Raw genomic sequence first — 18,440 nt, forward strand, 5'->3', positions numbered from 1 at the left:
GGCGCAACGCGGACGCGATCGCCCTTGGGGCGACTCCACTTCCGCCCACACCGGTTCCGAGCAGTGTCTGAAGTTTGCACGCAGATCGTTCGCATCGGGAAAATGCAGCACTGCACACCGTAGTGACACGGAGCTGCCTAGACAGTGCAAAGCTTTCCAATTGTTTAGGATTCTCGACCCATAGTGCTGTTTACACTGGAACTTGGCGTGTATTATACAAGCGCGCTGGAACCCTATGATTGCCCCACAATTCGTAGTTTTGGGCATACGAGCCAACGAGCCGATATGAAAAAATCACGGCCGATAGTTTGGATTGTCGTCATCGCGGCCGTGGCCACCGCGGGTTACTATGGTTGGCAGAAATACGGCTCGCCAGACGCCGGGAAAGCCCAGACAGCACAAAAGGGTCCGCCTCGCCCATCCGCCATCCCGGTCAGCGTTGCGCCGGTCCAAAAAGTCGATTTTCCGGTCTATCTGACCGGTCTCGGCACGGTTCAGGGCTTCAACACCGTCCAGGTCCGCTCCAGGGTTGATGGCCAGATCGACAAGATCGCCTTCACGGAAGGGCAGATCACCAAAGAGGGCGAGCTTCTCGCCTCGATCGATCCCCGTCCCTATCAAGCCGCGCTCGACCAGGCCAAGGCCAAGAAGGCGCAGGACGAGGCAAATCTGGCCAACGCCAATCTCGAGCTCCAGCGCGCCATGAAGCTCGGCGAATTCGCCACCGCGCAGCGGGTCGACACCCAGCGCTCCACCGTCGCCCAGCTCACCGCGCAGATCGCCGCCGACGAGGCCGCGATCTCCAACGCGCAGACCCAGCTCGATTACACCCAGATCAAGGCGCCGATCACCGGCGTCGCCGGCCTGCGTCTGGTCGACGTCGGCAACATCGTCAACGCCTCGACGCAGACGGGCATCGTCACGATCACGCAGGTCGAGCCGATCACGGTGATCTTCACCGCGCCCGAGGATCAGCTCCCTTATATCAGCGAGGGTCAGAAGGCCGCGGCCCTCAAGGTGATTGCCTTCAGCACCGACGGCAAGAAGACGCTGGCCGAAGGCAAGCTCTCGGTCATCAACAACCAGGTCGACACGACCAGCGGGACTATTCGCCTCAAGGCGGTGTTCGACAACAAGGAACACACGCTGTGGCCGGGCCAGTCGGTTTCGACGCGCCTTCTGGTGCGCACGTTGAAAGATGCCACCGTGGTTCCGGATGATGCGGTTCAGCATTCGACCAACGGCCTCTACGCCTATACCGTCAATCAGGACAACAAGGCCGAGGTGCACAAGATCAAGGTCAGCTACGCCATTGACGGACGCTCGGTCGTCGATGAAGGCTTGACCCCTGGTCAGCAGGTGATCACCGGCGGCCAATTCAAGGTTCAGCCCGGAAGCCTCGTCTCGACGGCGGTGGCAAGTTCGGATCCGGCCCAGAGCAAGGTACGACAGGAATGACCGAGGGCGGGATTTCGGCACCTTTCATCCGTTATCCCATCGGCACCTCGCTGCTGATGGCCGGCATTCTCTTTGTCGGTCTCGTCGCCTACCCCCTGCTGCCGGTCGCGCCGCTGCCGCAGGTGGACTTCCCGACCATCCAGATCACCGCCAATCTGCCGGGCGGCAGCCCCGAGACGATGGCCTCGTCGGTGGCGCAGCCGCTGGAGCGCCAGTTCGCCCAGATCCCCGGCATCGCGCAGATGACCTCGACGAGTTATCTGGGCACCGCGTCGATCACCATTCAGTTCGACCTCAACCGCAGCATCGACGGCGCGGCCAACGACGTGCAGGGCGCCATCAACGCCGCCAGCGGCCAGTTGCCGAAGAACCTGCCCTCACCGCCGACCTATCGTAAGGTCAACCCGGCTGACGCGCCGATCCTGCTGCTGTCGGCGACGTCGGACACGCTGCCCTTGACCAGCGTCAGCGACGCGGTCGACGCCCAGCTCGCCCAGCAGATCAGCCAGCTCTCGGGCGTGGCGCAGGTCTTCATCGGCGGCCAGCAGAAACCCTCCATCCGGATTCAGATCGACCCGGCGAAGCTCGTCGCCAAGGGTCTGTCGATGGAGGACGTGCGCAGCCAGATCGCGATCACCACGGTCGACAGTCCCAAGGGCAATATCGACGGGCCCAAACGCGCCTATACGATCTACGCCAACGACCAGCTGACCCAGTCCAAGGACTGGAACGACGTCATCATCGCCTATCGCAACGGCGGCCCTTTAAGAATTCGCGACATCGGACAGGCGGTCAGTGGCGCCGAAGACGCCAAGCAGGCGGCCTGGGCCAATGGCAAGCGCGGCGTGTTCCTGGTGATCTTCAAGCAGCCGGGCGCCAACGTCATCGAGACAGTCGACCGGATCAAGGCGACCCTGCCCCGCCTCGTCGCGGCGATTCCGCCGGCGATCAAGATCGAGCTGATCAGTGACCGCACCACAACCATCCGTGCCGCTGTCGAGGACGTCCAGTTCACGCTGCTGTTGACCATCGCCCTGGTGGTCATGGTCATCTTCATCTTCCTGCGCAGCTTCTGGGCAACGGTCATTCCCACCATCACGGTTCCACTGGCGCTATTAGGCGCGTGCGCCCTGATGTGGGTGGCCGGCTATTCGCTCGACAATCTGTCGCTGATGGCGCTCACCATCGCGGTCGGCTTCGTGGTGGACGACGCCATCGTGATGCTCGAGAACATCACGCGCTATATCGAGGAAGGCGAATCGCCGATGGCGGCGGCCTTCCGGGGTTCCAAGGAAATCGGTTTCACCATCATCTCGATCAGTATCTCGCTGGTCGCGGTGCTGATCCCGCTGCTGCTGATGGGTGGCATCATCGGCCGCCTGTTCCGCGAATTCGCCGTCGTGCTGGCGATGACCATCTTCGTCTCGATGTTCGTGTCGCTGACGCTGACGCCGATGATGGCCTCGCGGTTCCTGCGCTCCCATGGCGAGGTCACCCACGGCAAGTTTTACAAGTGGAGCGAAGCCGGCTTCGACGCCATGCTGCGCGGCTACGAACATGTGCTCGACCTCGCCCTCGCCTGGCGGCGCACCACGCTCGTGATCTTCTTCGCCACGCTCGCTTTGTCGGTCTATTTGTTCGTGCTGATCCCGAAGGGCTTCTTTCCGCAGCAGGACGTCGGCCTGATCACCGCGACCTCGGAAGCCTCGCAGGACATCTCCTTCGCGGAGATGCAGCGGCGCCAGGTCGAGCTCGGCAAGATCGTGATGGAGGACCCCGACGTCGCCACGATCGCGATGAACATCGGCGGCAGCGGCCGCGCCGGCAACAACGGCAACATGTTCATCACCTTGAAGCCGCGTGATCAGCGCGACGCCTCGGCACAGCAGATCATCGCGCGCCTGCGTCCCAAGCTCGAGAAGGTGTCCGGCGCCCGCCTCTATATGCAGGCGGCCCAGGACGTCCGCCTCGGCGGCCGGCCGACGCGCACACAGTTCGAATTCACCCTGCAGGACGCCGATCTCGCCGAGCTCAACGACTGGGCGCCGAAGATCCTCGCCAAGATGCAGACGCTGCCGCAGTTGCGCGACGTTGCGACCGACCAGCAGACGCAGGGCACCACGGTCCAGCTCAAGATCAACCGCGACACCGCCGCACGCTACGGCATCCAGCCGCAGCTGATCGACGACACGCTGTATGACGCTTTCGGGCAGCGCCAGGTCACGCAGTATTTCACCCAGCTCAACACCTACAAGGTGATCCTCGAGATCCTGCCGGAGCTGCAAGGAAACCTCGACAGCCTGAACAAGCTCTACGTGAAATCGCCGCTGACCGGCGACCAGGTGCCGCTGTCGACCTTCGCGACCTGGACCACCGATCCGGTCCGCCCGCTCTCGATCAGCCACCAGGGCCAGTTCCCGGCGATCACGATCAGCTTCAACCTCGCGCAAGGCGTCGCGCTCGGCCAGGCCACCGAGGCCGTGCAGAAGGCGATGGCCGATCTCGGTGCGCCGCCGACGCTGAACTCGAGCTTCCAGGGCACCGCGCAGGCGTTCCAGCAGTCGCTCGGCACCGTGCCGCTGCTGATCCTCGCCGCGCTCGTCGTGGTGTATCTGATCCTCGGCATTCTCTACGAGAGCTACATCCACCCGATCACGATCCTGTCGACCCTGCCCTCGGCCGGCGTCGGCGCGCTCGCGATCCTGATGGCGGCGGGATTCGAATTCAGCCTGATCGCGCTGATCGGCGTCATCCTGCTGATCGGCATCGTGAAGAAGAACGGCATCATGATGGTCGACTTCGCGATTGCCGCGGAACGCGATCACCACAAGACGCCGGAAGAATCGATCCGGCAGGCTGCGCTGCTCCGCTTCCGCCCGATCATGATGACGACGATGGCCGCGCTGCTCGGCGGCGTGCCCCTGATGCTCGGCCACGGCACCGGCGCCGAAATCCGCCAGCCGCTCGGCTACGCCATGGTCGGCGGCCTGATCGTGAGCCAGGCGCTGACGCTGTTCACCACGCCCGTCGTCTATCTCTATCTGGACAAGCTCAACAACTGGTTCTCCGGTTGGGGCCGTTCGGATGACGACGAAGGCCACGAGGTCTCCGAGCACGGCGCCGTTAAGCAAGCCGCCGAGTAAACTTGCGCCGCGGCCCCCGCGACGCTACAGCGAAGCCCCCGGTTCACGCCAACGCGGTTTCGCCATGCTCATGCAATCCAGACTTGCCGCCCTCGCCGCCGCCCTCCTGCTCTCGACCGGCGCCGCGTACGCCCAGCAGGGCGCCAAGAAGAATGCAGCGCCCCCCGCTGCGGCACAGCCCGCGCCGGCGCCAACGCAGCCGCAGGGTGACGCGGCCCAGGCGCAGCAGGCCGGCTGGGTCGTGCGCTGCACCAGCGTCAGCCGCGATGCGCCGCTCGAATGCGCGATGGAGCAGAACGCGGTGCTGACCAAGACCGGCCAGACCATCGTCCTGATCAACATCCGCATCGCGCCCGACACCCGCACGCCGATCGCACTGCTGCAATTGCCGCTCGGCCTCAATCTGCCCGTCGGCGCCAAGCTCCAGGTCGACGAGGGCAAGACCGTCGACCTCCAGATCCAGACCTGCGAGAACCGCGGCTGCTACGCCTCGACGCCGATCGCGGCGGACCTGCTCGCGGCCCTGCGATCGGGCAAGCAGCTGAAGGTCTCCTTCCAGAACATGGGCAAGGAGACGATCGCGATCCCGATGCCGCTCGGCGACTTCGCCGCCGCCTACGACAAGATCAAGTAAGGGCCTACTGCCGCGCCATCTGCGCATTGCCGACGGCATCGCCGTCAAGCTTCTGGTCGCTGTGCATGGTGACGGTGACGCGGAGCAGCTTTCCCTCGAACTCGAACGGCGCCTCGTAATGCGAGACGGGGCTGCCGCGGTCGCGGCCGATGTCGAGGCCGGACCACGAGATCAGCGTGTGGAAACCGAGCTGGGTCTGGAGCGCCCCCGCCGGCTCGCCGTCGATCAGCAGCGTGTATTCGGTGACGCCGGTGCGCGAGCCCTTGGCCGGAGGCTCCTTGCGCACGAGACGCTCGACGTGAACCCCGAGCCGCCGCGCGCCTGAGGACACCTTGCGATCGGAGCGAACGATCTGGTGGCTGCCGCCGATGTTGAGGTCGTGCACGAGGTGACCATCCCTGACGTAGAGACTGTAGCCCGACGTCGCATCGCCATGCGAGATCAGCACGCCGTCCGCGCCCGCCTCCCCGATCTCGACATGCGCCTCGATCGTATAGCTGCGGCTGCGTACGTCGGGCGCGACATCCGTCGGCACATGGCCCATGCCGGCGTGGAAGACGAAATGGTGGCGCGCGCCGTGGAAGCGCGCGGCATTCTCGGCAAAGCGCGGACCGAAACGATCGTCGAGCGGCAGCACCTTGTGCTTCTCGGCTTCCGCCCACCACGTCGCGATCATCGCCGCGAGACGCTCCGGCTCTTTCGCCGCGAGATCATTGGTCTCCGAAAAATCCTCGTCGAGATGGAACAGCTCCCATTTGTCGTTCTCGAACGGGGTGCCCGAGGGATGGAAGGCGACCGCCTTCCAGCCCGCCTGCCAGAGGCCGCGATGGCCGAACATCTCGAAATATTGCGGCGAGCGTTTTGAGGGCGCGGAGGCATCGTTGATCGATCGCGCAAAGCTCTCGCCTTCGAGCGGCATCTGGGGACAGCCCGCGATCGCCGTCGGAGATTCGATGCCGATGAGTTCGAGCAGCGTCGGCGTGAGGTCGCAGGCATGCACGAACTGGTGCCGCAGTTCGCCCTTGGCTGCGATCCGCTTCGGCCAGTTGATGACGAAGGGATCGCGAATGCCGCCGCCATGGGTGTTCTGCTTGTAGCGGCGCAGCGGCGTGTTCGAGGCCATGGCCCAACCGTGCGGGAAATTGCTGTGCGTGTCGGGACCGCCGATATCGTCGATACGGAAGAGCTTTTCGGCGATCGGCTCCGGCTTGAAGTTGAAGGGACCCATCGCGTTGACGAAGCCGAGCGGGCCGCCCTCCTGGCTCGCGCCGTTGTCGGACATCACGATGATCACGGTGTTGTCGCGGATGCCGGCCGTCTCCAGGAACGAGACAAGGCGCGCGAGATGACGATCGGAATGATCGAGCATGCCGGCGAAAGCCGCCTGCAGGCGCGTGAAGACGCGGCGCTCGTCGGCGGAATGCTCCTCCCAGGCCTTCACGCCGTCATTGCGCGGCGGCATTCGCGTCCCCTCCGGCACAAGTCCCATCGTCTTCTGGCGGGCGAGACGCTGCTCGCGCTCGACGTCCCAGCCATGCGCGAACGAGGCGTCGTAGCCGCGGATGATGTCGGCGGGCGCCTGATGCGGCGCGTGGCAGGCGCCGAGCGCGACCCAGGTCAGCCAGGGAACGTCAGGGCGATCGGCGACGTGATCGCCGATGAAACGGATCGACTGGTCGATCAGATCCTCGGTCAGATGATATCCGTCGGCGTGGGTGCCCGGCGGATCGATGTGCGTGTTGTCGGAGACCAGCTCGGGCGCGTATTGATCGGTCTCGGCGTCGAGGAAGCCGTAGAAGCGGTCAAAACCGCGCCCCAAAGGCCAACCGTCGAACGGGCCGGTGGCGCCGCTCTCGGTCAACGGCGTGACGTGCCATTTGCCGACCATGTAGTTGCGATAGCCGTGCACGCGCAGCATCTCGGCGAGCGTCCCCGCCTCGCGCGCGATCTTGCCGCGGTAGCCGGGATAGCCGGAATCGAAATTGGCAAGGCACCCGACGCCGACGGAATGATGGTTGCGCCCGGTCAGCAGTGCCGCCCGCGTCGTCGAGCACATCGCGGTGGTGTGGAAGCCGGAGTAGCGCAGGCCCTCGGCGGCGAGCCTGTCGATGGTCGGCGTCCTGATCGCCGAGCCGTAGCAGCCGAAATCGGAGAAGCCGACATCGTCGAACAGCACGACCAGGATGTTCGGCGCGCCCGCGGGCGGCCTCGCCGCCTCAGGCCACCAGGGTTTCGACTCCGCAACCGTCTTGCCAACGGTGCCGCCGAACGGCGCGGTGCTGCCTGCGCTCATCTGCTCCTCCCTGATGCCTCGGGCGTGTTGCCCCGGCTGCCACAGTTGACCCGCGGCCAGCCTTACTCTAAATTATAATCCGAATTATGATTATGATTTAGGACGGATGCAAGCACGGATGCGGCCATTTGCGGAGCCCGAGGCCCGCGACTTCGACCTGCCCGGCGTCGCCCCGTCGCGGCAGAAGCGCAGCCGCGAGACCACGCTGGCGCTGCTGCGCGCCGGCGCCGACATGTTGCGAACCCGCAGCCTCGCCGAGCTCTCGATCGAAGCGCTCTGCACCGAGGTCGGGGCCACCGTCGGCGCCTTCTACAGCCGCTTCGACAGCAAGGAGGCCTATTTCAATGCGCTGATGGCGCTGGCCGCGCGCGACGGCGAGCAGCGGCTGGGCGACATCAGGCGGCCCTCAGCGGATAATACGAGCCTCGACAAGCTTTGCCAGACCGTCATCAGCGGCATCGTGGCCTGGATGCGCGACCATGAAGGCGTATTGCGCGCCGCGCTTCAGCATGACGACACCCGCCCGGACAAATGGACGCCGTTCAAGGCGCTCGCCCAGGCGACGACCGCGCGCGCCACCCCTCTCCTGCTCCCCGCCATGGGCAAGGGCCGCAAGGCCGCCAAGACCCGCACCATCGCGTTCGGCTTCCAGGTCGTCCTGGGCACGCTGGTGAATGCGATCCTCAACGATCCCGGACCGCTGACGCTTTCGTCGAAAGAGATGGAGACGCGACTGGCCGGCTGCCTGTCGCTGCTGCTCAAGGCGGAGATCGATCAGTCCACGCCGAGATAGGCCTTCTGCACCTGCGGATCCTCCGCAAGTGCGGCGGCTGTGCCCGACAGCACGCTCTTTCCGACCTGAAGCACGGTCGCAAAATCCGAGACTTCCAGCGCGAGCTCGATCGACTGCTCGGCGAGCAGGATGGTCAGGCCCTCGCGATGCAGGCGGCCGAAAGTCTCGTACATGGATTCGACCACTGCCGGAGCCAAGCCCAGCGAGGGCTCGTCCAGCATCAGCAGCTTCGGATCGCTCATCAGCGCGCGACCGACCGCGAGCATCTGCCGCTCGCCGCCGGACATGGTGCCGGCGCGCTGGTTGCGGCGCTCCTTCAGGCGCGGGAAGATCTCGTAGACGCGCTCCAGCAGCGTGGCCTGGCGCGACTTGTCGTGCAGCGGCGTCGCGCCGAGCATGAGGTTGTTCTCGACGCTCTGCTGCACGAACAGCCGCCAGCCCTCCGGCGACAGCGCCAGCCCCTTGCGCACGATGGAAAAGGCCTTCTGGCCGGCGATCTCCTCGCCGCGAAAGCTGATCGAGCCGGCATGCACGGGAATGAGACCCGCGATCGCATTCAGCGTCGTGGTCTTGCCGCCGCCATTGGAGCCGAGCAGCGCGACGACGCTGCCCTCCGGCACCTCCAGCGAGACATCGGAGACCCCGATGAGGTCGCCATAGCGCACCTCGAGGTGCTCGATCCGCAGCAGCGCTCCACTCATAGGTCGGGCCCGCCCATCAGCTCGACCGGCGTATGGCCGGCGGCCGCCTTGGCGGCGCGCGTGCCGAGATAGGCCGCAATCACCGCCGGGTTGGACGTGACCTCGCGCGGCGAGCCGCGGGCGATCTCCTTGCCCTGGTGAAACACCATCACGCGGCTGGCGAGCGACATGATCACTTCCATGATGTGCTCGACGATGACGAGCGTGATGCCGGAGCGGTGGATGTCGCGGACGAGATCGATGGCGAGCTTGACCTCATGTGCGTTGAGCCCGGCCATTGCCTCGTCGAGCAGCAACACTTTTGGTTCGGTCGCGAGCGCGCGGGCGATCTCCAGCCGCTTGCGGCCGGGCGTGCCGAGCGAGCGCGCCGGCGCTTCCGCCAGCCTGCTCATGCCGACGCGCTCCAGCACCGCGCGCGCCTTGCTCTCGGCCTCCTTGCGATGCGAGGTGCGCAGGAACGCGCCGATCATGACGTTCTCGAGCACCGTCATACCTTCAAAGGTCTGCGGCACCTGGAAGGTGCGCGCGAGCCCGAGTCCGGCGCGCTGCTCCGGTGCGAAGTCGGTGATATCGGTCCCCTCGAACAGCACGCGTCCCGAGGTGGTCTTGAGGTCACCAGTGAGGCAATTGAAGAAGGTCGACTTGCCCGCGCCGTTCGGGCCGATCAGGCCGAGAATGTCGCCCTGCTCCAGCGTGACGGAGGCGTCGTCCACCGCCTTGAAGCTGCCGAATGCCTTGGTGATCCCGCGCGCCTCAAGGAGCATGGCTTGCTCCCTTCTCGGACTTTGTCTTGCTGCGCCGTGTGAACAGGCTGAGCAGGCCGCCCGGCTGGAAACGCGCGATCAGCACGATGATCGCGCCATAGACCACGAAGGTGAGGCCTGCGCCCTTGCCGCCGAGCCAGCTGTTGGAGATCTCCTCCAGCGGCACGAGGATCGCGGCCCCCACCAGCGGCCCGAACAGCAGCCCTGCCCCGCCCAGCGCCGCCATGATCAGGATCTTCACCGAAATCAGGATGCCGAGCCCGGACTCGGGATCGACGAAGCCGAACATCATCGCATAGAGCGCGCCAGCAACGCTCGTCAGCGCAGCGCTCAGCATGTAGGCGTAAAGCTTCGTGCGGCTGGCCGGCGCGCCGAGCGAGCGCGCGGCGCGCTCGGAATCCTTGATCGCGCGCAGGTAAAATCCCATCCGGCTGTTGGTCATCCACCAGGTAATGAGCAGCGTGATCACGAGCACGAGCAGGAAGAGATAGTAGTACGGCAGCGACGACAGGAACGAGAGATCGAAGACGTTGCGCGGCACGGTCGGCCCCGAAAGACCGACGGCTGCACCCAGCCATTCGGTGTTGGTGACGATCAGCCGCATCGTCTCGGCCACAGCAATCGTCGCCATGCTGAAATAATGGCCCGAGAGCCGCAGCGTCGGCACGCCGACGATCGCGGCGAGGCCCACCGCCAGCACGATGCCGCCGGGAATGCCGAACAGAGGCGACAGGCCGAACTTGGCGTAGGAGCCCATCGCGGCATAGGCGCCGCAGCCGAAGAACACGACATGGCCGACCGAGACCTGCCCGGCATAGCCGCCGACGATGTTCCAGGCCGACGCCGCGATGGCGTAGAGCAGCACCAGTGCGCCGAGGCGCTGCTGGAACGGCGAGGACAGCAGCAGCGGATAGGCGATCGCAAAGGCTGCGACGACCGAGAGCCAGATCCAGCGCCGCATCACATCTTCCCCATCAGGCCCTGCGGCCGGAACCAGAGGAAGAACAGGAACAGCACGTAGACGACGATGTCCTTGTAGATCGCGCCGATCAGATAGCCCGACAGCGACTCGATCACGCCGATCAGAAGCCCCGCGACGAGCGCACCCGGCACGCTGCCGAAACCGCCGAGCGACACCGTGACGAAGGCGACGATGCCGAGCGTCTCGCCGACCGTCGGCACGATGTAGAAGAAGTTCGCGATCAGCGCACCGGCAAGGCCGGTGGCGCCGGCCGCAATCGCCCAGGCGATCGCCTGCATGGTGTCGGGCCGGATGCCCATTAGCTGGGCCGCGGTCTGGTCCTCCGCCACCGCCAGCATCTTCGAGCCGAGCGAGGTGCGCGTCAGGAGCAGATGCAGGCCGAGCGTCACCAGCAGCGCGACGACGCCGGCCAGCAGCCTGGAGGCCTCGATGCGCAGGCCGGCGAAGGCATAGGTGCCGCCGACGATGTTCGGCGGCATCGACAGGAAATTGGCGCCGAACCACCAGAACACGGAATAGCGCAGCAGCAGCGCCAGCCCGAAGGTGCCGAGGATCTGCGCCAGCATCGGCCCCTTCATGATGCCGCGGATCAGGGCGAAATAGACGACGACACCGAGGGTGGCGAGCACCAGCGTCGCCAGCGGCGCGCCGAGGATCGGCCCGCCGCCCATCAGCGTGTAGACGACATAGGCGACGTACATGCCGAGCATGACGAAATCGCCATGCGCGAAATTGACGATGTTCATCATGCCCCACACCAGTGTGAGGCCGGAGGAAAACAGGGCGTAGACGGCGCCAAGCAGAAGCCCGCCGACGATCACCTGCACGAGGACAAAGGACATGAGCCGCGTTGCTCTGATCAAATCATTCCGGGAATGGCGGGGCGCACGGCCCCGCCATCAAAACCTTCACCAGCCCTTGTAGGGCAGCACCGGCGGCTTCTCGGCATTGGCCTTCGGCCACACCGCGACATAGTTTTCGCCATCCTGAAGCTGGATGATGGCGCCGGAGGCAAGGATGTTCTGGCCCTTGTCGTCGAACTTCACGCCCTTGTAGCCGATCATGAGCTGCTCGGGCTTCAGGTCCGTCGCCTTCAGCGCGGCCTGGATCTTGGCGGGCTCGGTCGAGCCGGCGCGGTCGATGGCGTCGGCGAGCACGAAGAAGCCCTGCATTTGGCGCGCGACCGTGTCATCCATCTCCTCGCCGCTCTTCTTCTTGTACATGTCGGCGATGATGGCGGACGGCGAGCCCGACGGCCCCACCACCCAGGACGAGCGGTTGAACACGCCTTGCGAGATCTTGCCGACCGCCTTGGTGAAGGACGGATCGGAATAGCCGGCGTCGTCGGCGAGCAGCACGGCCGGCTTGTAGTCGAGCGACTGCATGGTCTTGGCGAACAGGATCGCGTCCGACGTGTAGCTGATCATGATGACGACGTCGGGCTTCTTGTCCTTGAGCTGGAGAACCTGTCCCTGCAGGTCGGTCGCGTTGACGGGATAGGCGACGTCGAGCGCGATCGGCTGGCCCTTCTCCTTGAAGGCGCCGGCGATCGTGTTCGCGACCGAGGTGCCGTATTCGGTGTTGTCATGAACCAGCGCGACGCTGTCGGTCTTGGCGCCCTGCGCCTTGATGTCGGCGAGGAAGTCGACATAGATCTTGGCGAAATCGGTCGCGATCGGCGTGGTGCGGAAGAACCATTTGAAGCCGCGTTCGGTGAGATTGGCGGCGACCGACTCGGAGTTCAGGAAGGGAACGCCGTATTTCTCGGCGATCGCGCTCGAGGTCAGCGTCACGCCGGACTGATAGGAGCCGAACACCGCGGCGACCTTCTCTTCCGTGATCAGGCGCAGTGCCTGGTTCTGGCCGGTTGCCGGGTTGCCCTGGTTGTCGGCGATGATCACCTCGACCTTGGCGCCGCCGAGACCGGCAAGACCGGCATTCTTGGCCAGCGGGAAGTTGCCGAGCTCCGGGTGGGCGTTGTTGATGATATCGGTGGCGACATCGAGCGCCGCCTTGGCGTGCGCGCCGATCGAGGCGGTGCCGCCGGACATCGGCATGATCACGCCGATCTTGACGACCTTGTCCTGCGCCTGCGCGCCGGAGACGAGCGAAAGCGACATCGCGGCCGCGCAAAGCAGCCCTGTAGCGTGCTTCAAATTCATGAAATCAGACCTCCCAAAAGGGTTTCCCCAACCAAGATTTTTTGGAAGCTGTCGGCTTAAGCGCCTGCTTCCGTTTGTTTATGCCTGGCTCGCCGTAGGATGGCATGTCAGCCGGATACCGGCAAGGTGAAACGGATTGCCACGATGCTGCATCGGCCGGCATCGATTACGCGCGCACATGCGCGCCGCGTTCTATCTGGCGTGGTTCACCGAGAGCACAACAACTGCAGCGACCGACCGGAATCGTAGCCCGGGCGAGCGCAGCGATGCCCCGGGGCAACCGGGGTACCACCCGGATATCGCTTCGCTCATCCGGGCTACGGGTCCCCTGCCACATCCTCAACTGACCACGTCGCTCGCCCTCAGCAGCGTCGTGAAGCCGCCATAGATCATGCGCTTGCCGTCGAACGGCATATCGTGCCCGTGGAAGCGATCATCGGCCATCACCTTCTTGTTGACGGCGTCACGGGTCTCGCGGTCGCGGTAGACGATCCAGGCGAACACGACGACCTCGTCCTCCTTCGCCAGCACCGCGCGCGGAAACGATGTCAGCTCGCCATAGGGCACGTCGTCGCCGATGCATTCGACGTAGTCGAGCGCGCCGTGCTCCATCCAGACCGCACAGGCCGTTTTCGCCAGGGCCTTGTAGGCCTCGATCCTGTTCTTCGGCACGGCCAGCACGAAACCATCGACATAGGGCATCATGGATCTCCTCGGGTTGTGTCTCCCAAGGACGACCGGCGGCGCGGCAATCCGACGGCGGCAATGTGATTTCAGATGAGGCAAACCGTCGCGAGCGGCGGTGTGCGGGCGCATGAGACGATCCGACGCACTTGCCGGTTGCGAGGCGTGATTTGACACCCTTGCGATGCAGGTGCATTTTTGCTTTTTATTCCTTGTTTTGAGGAATTGCGCATGGCCCGGATTGCTCACGCATTGCGCCTGCTGCTCATCACCTCTTTTTCATCGGGCATGGCTGTCGAACCGGCAGCCGCACAAGCCGTCGGCGATATCGTCACCTATCGTGGCGCTTGCGACGGCTCGGCTGCGGTCGCACTCGATCAAAATCGTTTTGCCGTCGCTGACGACGACGGCAATGTCCTCAACGTCTACGAGATCGGAAAGCCGGAAGCTGTGGGGCTCAATCTCGATGGGTTCCTCGACGCGCCGTTGAAGAAGAAACAACCCGGACCGGACGGCCAGCCGGCTTACAAGGAAGCAGATATCGAGGGCGCCGCGCGGATCGGCGATCGCATCTACTGGATCAGCTCGCACGGCCGCGATTCCAAGGGACATGCCGAACCGAGCCGTGCGCGCTTGTTCGCAACACGAATTGTGCCTGATCCGGCGGGGCCTCGCCTCGAGCCGGTGAATTCTACGGCCGACCGGAAGAAGCCGGCGGTCTACACGAACTTGCGCGAGGACATGTTCGCTGACAAGGCGCTAGAGGACTTGAAGCCTGCCAAGACTTACGCGCCCGACAAGAAAAAAGGGCCGCCCCCGGAATCGAAGAAGGGGTTCAACATCGAGGGCCTCGCTGCGACGCCGGATGGCCATCTCCTGATCGGATTCCGCAATCCGCGTCCCGGCAAAAAAGCCGTGGTGATCCGTCTCGACAATCCGGCCGAGGTGTTGGACGGCAACAAGCCCAAGTTCGGCAAATCATGGCAGCTGAAGAAACTCAAAGGACGCGGCATCCGCAGCATCGAGCGGATCAACGACACCTACGTCATCGTCGCCGGCCCCCATCAGGACGCCAAGGATTCGAAGATCACGCCGCCGTTCGCACTGTACACCTGGAGTGGCCAGGAGAACGACACCAAGCCGGTCAGGATGAAGGACGTGGTAGTCCCCAAAAAATTCACGCCCGAAGCAGTGTTTGCGATTCCGGGCAGCCCGAACATGATGCTGCTGTCCGACGATGGCAGCGGGACGTGCAAGGACGCGAAAAGGCCCGATAAATCTTTCCGGGCGTTGACCCTGCCGGCGCCGAAATGACGGCTCGCTGTCGGTGACGAGGCCCTGAGCTCGCAGGCCGGGCGCGCTGCAGATCTTGGGTAAATGCTGGCCGGAGAGTTGGCTGGGGAACCTGGATTCGAACCAAGACAAACAGAGTCAGAGTCTGTTGTGCTACCGTTACACCATTCCCCAACGGAATAGTCGAACAAATTCAATGACTTGATGATTTGTCCAACTGTGGCCGGAAGCGCGTTTGGCGCAAATCACGGCTCAGGCGTGGCAGCGTTCTACCCGCTCGCATCTGGGCTGGCAAGCGCTGCGGTGCAAGGAGCTGTTGACCCGCGGCTTGGCCGGAACAGGACTATTCCGGCGCGATCGTTGCGAGCCCGGCTTCGATGATCGTGATCTCTTCATTGACCTGCGCGATGGCCTGCGTTGGGTCGACGCCGGTGACCGAGACCAGCTGCCGCAGGAGGTCCTGCCGGTGCGCCAGAATATCGTGGAGCGCATCGCGATCTTTCAGCCGCACATATCCTTGGACGATCAATTCAACGGAAAGAGACATCGTACTCTCAAAAAATTGGGTTGTTCTTCGGATATCCAAAATAGAGCGATTGGGACGCCGGTGTGAGCACGATGTCCCGTCAACCTTGACCGGTAAGGCTAACAACGCGGGCGCAAACCCGCATTTGATCTGGATCAAGGCCCTACCCGGCCCGGATCAGTGCGGACGCCCGATGTTAACGACGATCTCGCCCCGGCCGTTTGCGATCATCACCTGACCGTATTCGTCCTGCGGCGGGCTCTCCTCGTAGCGCAGCGGGATCGTGGTGATCTGCTCCTGCGCCGCGCCGGCGGGCTGGTCGGCGCTCACGTCCAGGATCAGTATCTTCGGATTGATGCCCTGCGGCGTCCGCTTGGTCAGCCGGGCCTGCCAGCCATCGGTCGGGACACGCACGTCGCCGGTCATGACCAGCTTGGGCGGCGCGCCCGGCGCACGGTCGATCCAGGCCCTAAAGGTGTTTCTCAGCAGGACGGTCATGACACGCGTCTCCTTCGCCAAGTTGCGCGATCCTTCAGTCGCGGGCGCAACATGGCGGGCGAGGCGAAACCGAACGTGAATTGCCCGTGAATTCGACGCGGTCGCAAATCCGCCCGGCGACGGCCGGAGGCGCCGGCCGCTCACGCTGGTCGATCGGCTGCGGGAAACCCTTCCGCGGGACCGGCGGGCTGACTTGAAGAAAGAATAGCATCTCGTTGCAATGGCTGCGGAATTCTCCTGCGCAGCCTATCGCTTGCCGATTTCGATCCAGCTTTCCTAACCCCGGCTGGAGGCTCGTGCCCGAGAGCCATGCCCCCGGGCCGGGCAGGCCCCTCGCCCTACTCCAGCTTGATGTTCGCGGCCTCGATCACCTTCTTCCACCGCTCGGTCTCGGAGGCGATGTAGGCCTTGAAGGGTTCGGAATCGATCGCGACCGCGGAGGCGCCGAGCTCGGCCATCTTCTGCACCGTCTCCGGCTGCTGCATGAAGGCGCGGATCTCGGCCGAGAGCTTTTCGACAATCGGTTTCGGCGTACCCGCCGGCACGAAGAAGCCGTGCCAGGCGACGGCCTCGAAGCCGGGCAGGAATTCGGCGACGGCCGGCACTTGCGGATCGAAATCCGCACGCTTCGGTGTTGCGGTCGCGAGCATCGCGAGCTGGCCGGTCTTCACCTGCGGCAGCAGCAGCGGCACGTTGTCGAAGGCGAGATCGATCTGGCCGCTGAGGAGATCCGTCAGCATCTGGCTGGAGCCCTTGTAGGGCACGTGCACCATCTTGGTGCCCGTCATCTGCTGGAACAGCTCGCCGGCGAGATGCTGCGAGGTGCCGACGCCGGCCGAGCCGAATGAGACCTTGTCCGGGTTCGCCTTGAGGAAAGCGATCAGCTCCGGCACGGTGCGCGCCTTGACCTTGTTGGGATTGACGACGAGCACGTTGGGCACGACGCTGATCTGGGCAACCGGCGTCAGGTCCTTGTCCGGCTGGTAGCTAAGCTTCGGGCCGTAGAGCGACGGGTTGATCGCGAGCGCGGAGGTGCTGGCGAGACCAAGCGTGATGCCGTCGGGCGCCGACTTGGCGAGCCGCGTCACGCCGAGGATCGAGCCGGCGCCGCCGACATTCTCGACCACGAAGGGCTTGCCGAGCTTGATCTGCAAATGGTTCGAGACCATGCGCGCGAAGATGTCAGCGGTGCCGCCCGCGGCGAAGGGAACGATCACCGTCACCTGCTTGGACGGATACCCCTCCTGCGCCTGCACCGGTGACGTCGCCAGCAGCACTGCCGACACAAGACCAAGCCACATCGATCTCATCGAAGTTTCCTCCACTTTCACTGTTGTTGATTGGCTGCGGCGCGCCGCAGAGATCTCAGAACGCGACCTCGTACATTTTCAGGATCGCATCGCGGCTCAAATCGCGCGGATTGTTGTCGAGCAGGCGCCGGATGGCATGCGCCTCGTCGGCCATCACGCCGAGATCGTTTTTGGGCACGCCGAGCGCGGACAGTCGCATCTCGATGCCGAGATTCTTGCAGAACCCGTAAGTGGCGTCGAAGGCATGCTTGGGATCGCTGCGCTCCGGCAGCCCCAGCGCGCCGAGCACGGCCATCGTCTTCGTCTCCACCGCCGGCATGTTAAAGGCCAGCGTGTGCGGGAAGATCAACGCGCAGGCGAGCCCGTGCGCGACGTGATGGCGCGTGCCGAGCGGATAGGCCACGGCATGGCCCGCGGTGGTGTTGACGGGCCCGAGGCAATAGCCGCCATAGAGCGATGCCAGGGAAAGACCGGCGCGCGCCTCGCGGTCGTCGCCGTCGGCCACCGCGCGCGCGAGATAGCGGCCGACCAGCCGCGCGCCCTCGAGCGCATAGAGGTCGATCGCCGGATGCGCCTTGCGGCTGGTATAGGCCTCGACGCAATGCGCCAGCGCATCGACGCCGGTTGCCGCGGTGACCTCCTTCGGCACGGTCATGGTGAGGTCGGGATCGACGATGGCGATATCGGCCATCATGAAGCGGCTCTGCACCGCCTGCTTGTTCTGGCTGACGGGATCGGTGACCAGCGCGCGGGTGCCGGCCTCGCTGCCTGTGCCCGACGTGGTCGGGATCTGCATCAGCGCCACGCTGCGGCCAGCGACCTTCTCGGGCCCGACGATGTCGGCAAAGGCCACGTCACTGGTGCAGAGCACCGCGACCAGCTTGGCGAGATCCATCGCGCTGCCGCCGCCGAAGCCCACGACGAGGTCTGGCTTGACCTCTTTCGCCATCGCCACCGCCTTCTCCAGATTGGGCAGGTCCGGCTCGGGCTTGACGTCGCCGAACACTTTCACCGCGCCCGGCAGCGCCAGCGTGTCGACGCGGCGCGCATTGAACGGATCGGAAATCACCAGCGGCCGCCTGGCGCCGATCCGCTCGGCGAAGCGCGCCGCAGCACCGATCGTGCCGTTGCCGAACTCCAGGATGGCGGGACGTTGGATTTCGATGGGCCTGAAAGCGTTGGTCATTGTGCGTTCGATC

General features: G+C 64.7%; 16 protein-coding genes and 1 tRNA gene. 5 read left to right on the forward strand and 12 right to left on the reverse strand.

Translation table 11 applies throughout. The annotated features are described in order from the left end of the window. The first annotated feature begins 285 nt into the window (after positions 1 to 285). From VGR99_RS24130 to VGR99_RS24140, 3 genes are all read left to right on the forward strand, one after another. Positions 286 to 1,458, forward strand: a complete 1,173-nt coding sequence (locus tag VGR99_RS24130) for an efflux RND transporter periplasmic adaptor subunit (protein ID WP_326901960.1) — start codon at positions 286 to 288, stop codon at positions 1,456 to 1,458. Continuing rightward, positions 1,455 to 4,601 (forward strand): efflux RND transporter permease subunit, encoded by a 3,147-nt coding sequence (locus tag VGR99_RS24135; RefSeq protein ID WP_326901961.1) that lies wholly within the window; start codon positions 1,455 to 1,457, stop codon positions 4,599 to 4,601. The genes VGR99_RS24130 and VGR99_RS24135 overlap by 4 nt, the downstream gene beginning before the upstream one ends. Positions 4,602 to 4,665: 64 nt before the next feature. Beyond that, a complete protein-coding gene (locus tag VGR99_RS24140) occupies positions 4,666 to 5,235 on the forward strand; it encodes an invasion associated locus B family protein (protein ID WP_326901962.1) in 570 nt (189 codons plus the stop codon). Positions 5,236 to 5,239: 4 nt separating this feature from the next. On the opposite strand, the gene VGR99_RS24145 is transcribed toward VGR99_RS24140, so the two are convergent. After that, positions 5,240 to 7,528: an arylsulfatase gene (locus tag VGR99_RS24145; protein WP_326901963.1), complete on the reverse strand. Its 2,289-nt coding sequence runs from the start codon at positions 7,526 to 7,528 to the stop codon at positions 5,240 to 5,242. 106 nt (positions 7,529 to 7,634) lie between these two features. Here VGR99_RS24145 and VGR99_RS24150 point away from each other — a divergent pair, with 106 nt between their 5' ends. After that, entirely contained in the window at positions 7,635 to 8,321 is a 687-nt protein-coding gene (locus VGR99_RS24150) for a TetR/AcrR family transcriptional regulator (protein WP_414645162.1), read from the forward strand. Here VGR99_RS24150 and VGR99_RS24155 read toward each other — a convergent pair. The 6 genes from VGR99_RS24155 to VGR99_RS24180 all read right to left on the reverse strand — a co-directional run bounded on the left by VGR99_RS24155 (position 8,303) and on the right by VGR99_RS24180 (position 13,632). After that, a complete protein-coding gene (locus tag VGR99_RS24155; protein ID WP_326901965.1) occupies positions 8,303 to 9,022 on the reverse strand; it encodes an ABC transporter ATP-binding protein in 720 nt (239 codons plus the stop codon). The two genes, VGR99_RS24150 and VGR99_RS24155, sit on opposite strands and share 19 nt — an antisense overlap. Further along, complete coding sequence (locus VGR99_RS24160) at positions 9,019 to 9,786, reverse strand: ABC transporter ATP-binding protein (protein ID WP_326901966.1); 768 nt, start codon at positions 9,784 to 9,786, stop codon at positions 9,019 to 9,021. Before VGR99_RS24160 ends, VGR99_RS24155 begins: the two co-directional genes overlap by 4 nt. Next, positions 9,776 to 10,747 (reverse strand): branched-chain amino acid ABC transporter permease, encoded by a 972-nt coding sequence (locus VGR99_RS24165; RefSeq protein WP_326901967.1) that lies wholly within the window; start codon positions 10,745 to 10,747, stop codon positions 9,776 to 9,778. Before VGR99_RS24165 ends, VGR99_RS24160 begins: the two co-directional genes overlap by 11 nt. Further along, positions 10,747 to 11,610, reverse strand: a complete 864-nt coding sequence (locus tag VGR99_RS24170; RefSeq protein WP_080138070.1) for a branched-chain amino acid ABC transporter permease — start codon at positions 11,608 to 11,610, stop codon at positions 10,747 to 10,749. The genes VGR99_RS24165 and VGR99_RS24170 overlap by 1 nt, the downstream gene beginning before the upstream one ends. Before the next feature lie 66 nt (positions 11,611 to 11,676). After that, positions 11,677 to 12,930, reverse strand: a complete 1,254-nt coding sequence (locus tag VGR99_RS24175; RefSeq protein WP_326901968.1) for an ABC transporter substrate-binding protein — start codon at positions 12,928 to 12,930, stop codon at positions 11,677 to 11,679. Between the two features lie 339 nt (positions 12,931 to 13,269). Further along, the gene (locus VGR99_RS24180; RefSeq protein ID WP_326902432.1) at positions 13,270 to 13,632 is read right to left on the reverse strand and encodes a DUF1428 domain-containing protein; all 363 of its coding nucleotides are present in this window, start codon (positions 13,630 to 13,632) and stop codon (positions 13,270 to 13,272) included. A gap of 213 nt (positions 13,633 to 13,845) precedes the next feature. Here VGR99_RS24180 and VGR99_RS24185 point away from each other — a divergent pair, with 213 nt between their 5' ends. Beyond that, positions 13,846 to 14,928, forward strand: coding sequence for a DUF3616 domain-containing protein (locus VGR99_RS24185; RefSeq protein ID WP_326901969.1), 1,083 nt, complete (start codon positions 13,846 to 13,848; stop codon positions 14,926 to 14,928). Between the two features lie 79 nt (positions 14,929 to 15,007). Here the strand turns inward: VGR99_RS24185 and VGR99_RS24190 are convergent. The 5 genes from VGR99_RS24190 to VGR99_RS24210 form a co-directional block, all read right to left on the reverse strand. After that, a tRNA-Gln gene (locus VGR99_RS24190) sits at positions 15,008 to 15,081 on the reverse strand. Positions 15,082 to 15,250: 169 nt separating this feature from the next. Continuing rightward, a complete protein-coding gene (locus VGR99_RS24195; protein WP_326901971.1) occupies positions 15,251 to 15,592 on the reverse strand; it encodes a hypothetical protein in 342 nt (113 codons plus the stop codon). Positions 15,593 to 15,610: 18 nt separating this feature from the next. Further along, the gene (locus VGR99_RS24200) at positions 15,611 to 15,931 is read right to left on the reverse strand and encodes a hypothetical protein (protein ID WP_326901972.1); all 321 of its coding nucleotides are present in this window, start codon (positions 15,929 to 15,931) and stop codon (positions 15,611 to 15,613) included. Between the two features lie 338 nt (positions 15,932 to 16,269). Next, entirely contained in the window at positions 16,270 to 17,241 is a 972-nt protein-coding gene (locus VGR99_RS24205; RefSeq protein ID WP_326901974.1) for a tripartite tricarboxylate transporter substrate binding protein, read from the reverse strand. Positions 17,242 to 17,296: 55 nt separating this feature from the next. Beyond that, positions 17,297 to 18,427: an iron-containing alcohol dehydrogenase gene (locus VGR99_RS24210; RefSeq protein WP_326901975.1), complete on the reverse strand. Its 1,131-nt coding sequence runs from the start codon at positions 18,425 to 18,427 to the stop codon at positions 17,297 to 17,299. Positions 18,428 to 18,440: the final 13 nt, after the last annotated feature.

The sequence above is a fragment of the Bradyrhizobium sp. genome (genome assembly GCF_035935975.1).
Taxonomy (GTDB): Bacteria; Pseudomonadota; Alphaproteobacteria; order Rhizobiales; family Xanthobacteraceae; genus Bradyrhizobium.

Bases quoted from the DNA above. Each gene is read 5' to 3' on its own strand.
- VGR99_RS24130 (WP_326901960.1), top strand. From the start codon at position 286: ATGAAAAAATCACGGCCGATAGTTTGGATTGTCGTCATCGCGGCCGTG.
- VGR99_RS24135 (WP_326901961.1), top strand. From the start codon at position 1,455: ATGACCGAGGGCGGGATTTCGGCACCTTTCATCCGTTATCCCATCGGC.
- VGR99_RS24140 (WP_326901962.1), top strand. From the start codon at position 4,666: ATGCTCATGCAATCCAGACTTGCCGCCCTCGCCGCCGCCCTCCTGCTC.
- VGR99_RS24145 (WP_326901963.1), bottom strand. From the start codon at position 7,528: ATGAGCGCAGGCAGCACCGCGCCGTTCGGCGGCACCGTTGGCAAGACG.
- VGR99_RS24150 (WP_414645162.1), top strand. From the start codon at position 7,635: ATGCAAGCACGGATGCGGCCATTTGCGGAGCCCGAGGCCCGCGACTTC.
- VGR99_RS24155 (WP_326901965.1), bottom strand. From the start codon at position 9,022: ATGAGTGGAGCGCTGCTGCGGATCGAGCACCTCGAGGTGCGCTATGGC.
- VGR99_RS24160 (WP_326901966.1), bottom strand. From the start codon at position 9,786: ATGCTCCTTGAGGCGCGCGGGATCACCAAGGCATTCGGCAGCTTCAAG.
- VGR99_RS24165 (WP_326901967.1), bottom strand. From the start codon at position 10,747: ATGCGGCGCTGGATCTGGCTCTCGGTCGTCGCAGCCTTTGCGATCGCC.
- VGR99_RS24170 (WP_080138070.1), bottom strand. From the start codon at position 11,610: ATGTCCTTTGTCCTCGTGCAGGTGATCGTCGGCGGGCTTCTGCTTGGC.
- VGR99_RS24175 (WP_326901968.1), bottom strand. From the start codon at position 12,930: ATGAATTTGAAGCACGCTACAGGGCTGCTTTGCGCGGCCGCGATGTCG.
- VGR99_RS24180 (WP_326902432.1), bottom strand. From the start codon at position 13,632: ATGCCCTATGTCGATGGTTTCGTGCTGGCCGTGCCGAAGAACAGGATC.
- VGR99_RS24185 (WP_326901969.1), top strand. From the start codon at position 13,846: ATGGCCCGGATTGCTCACGCATTGCGCCTGCTGCTCATCACCTCTTTT.
- VGR99_RS24200 (WP_326901972.1), bottom strand. From the start codon at position 15,931: ATGACCGTCCTGCTGAGAAACACCTTTAGGGCCTGGATCGACCGTGCG.
- VGR99_RS24205 (WP_326901974.1), bottom strand. From the start codon at position 17,241: ATGAGATCGATGTGGCTTGGTCTTGTGTCGGCAGTGCTGCTGGCGACG.
- VGR99_RS24210 (WP_326901975.1), bottom strand. From the start codon at position 18,427: ATGACCAACGCTTTCAGGCCCATCGAAATCCAACGTCCCGCCATCCTG.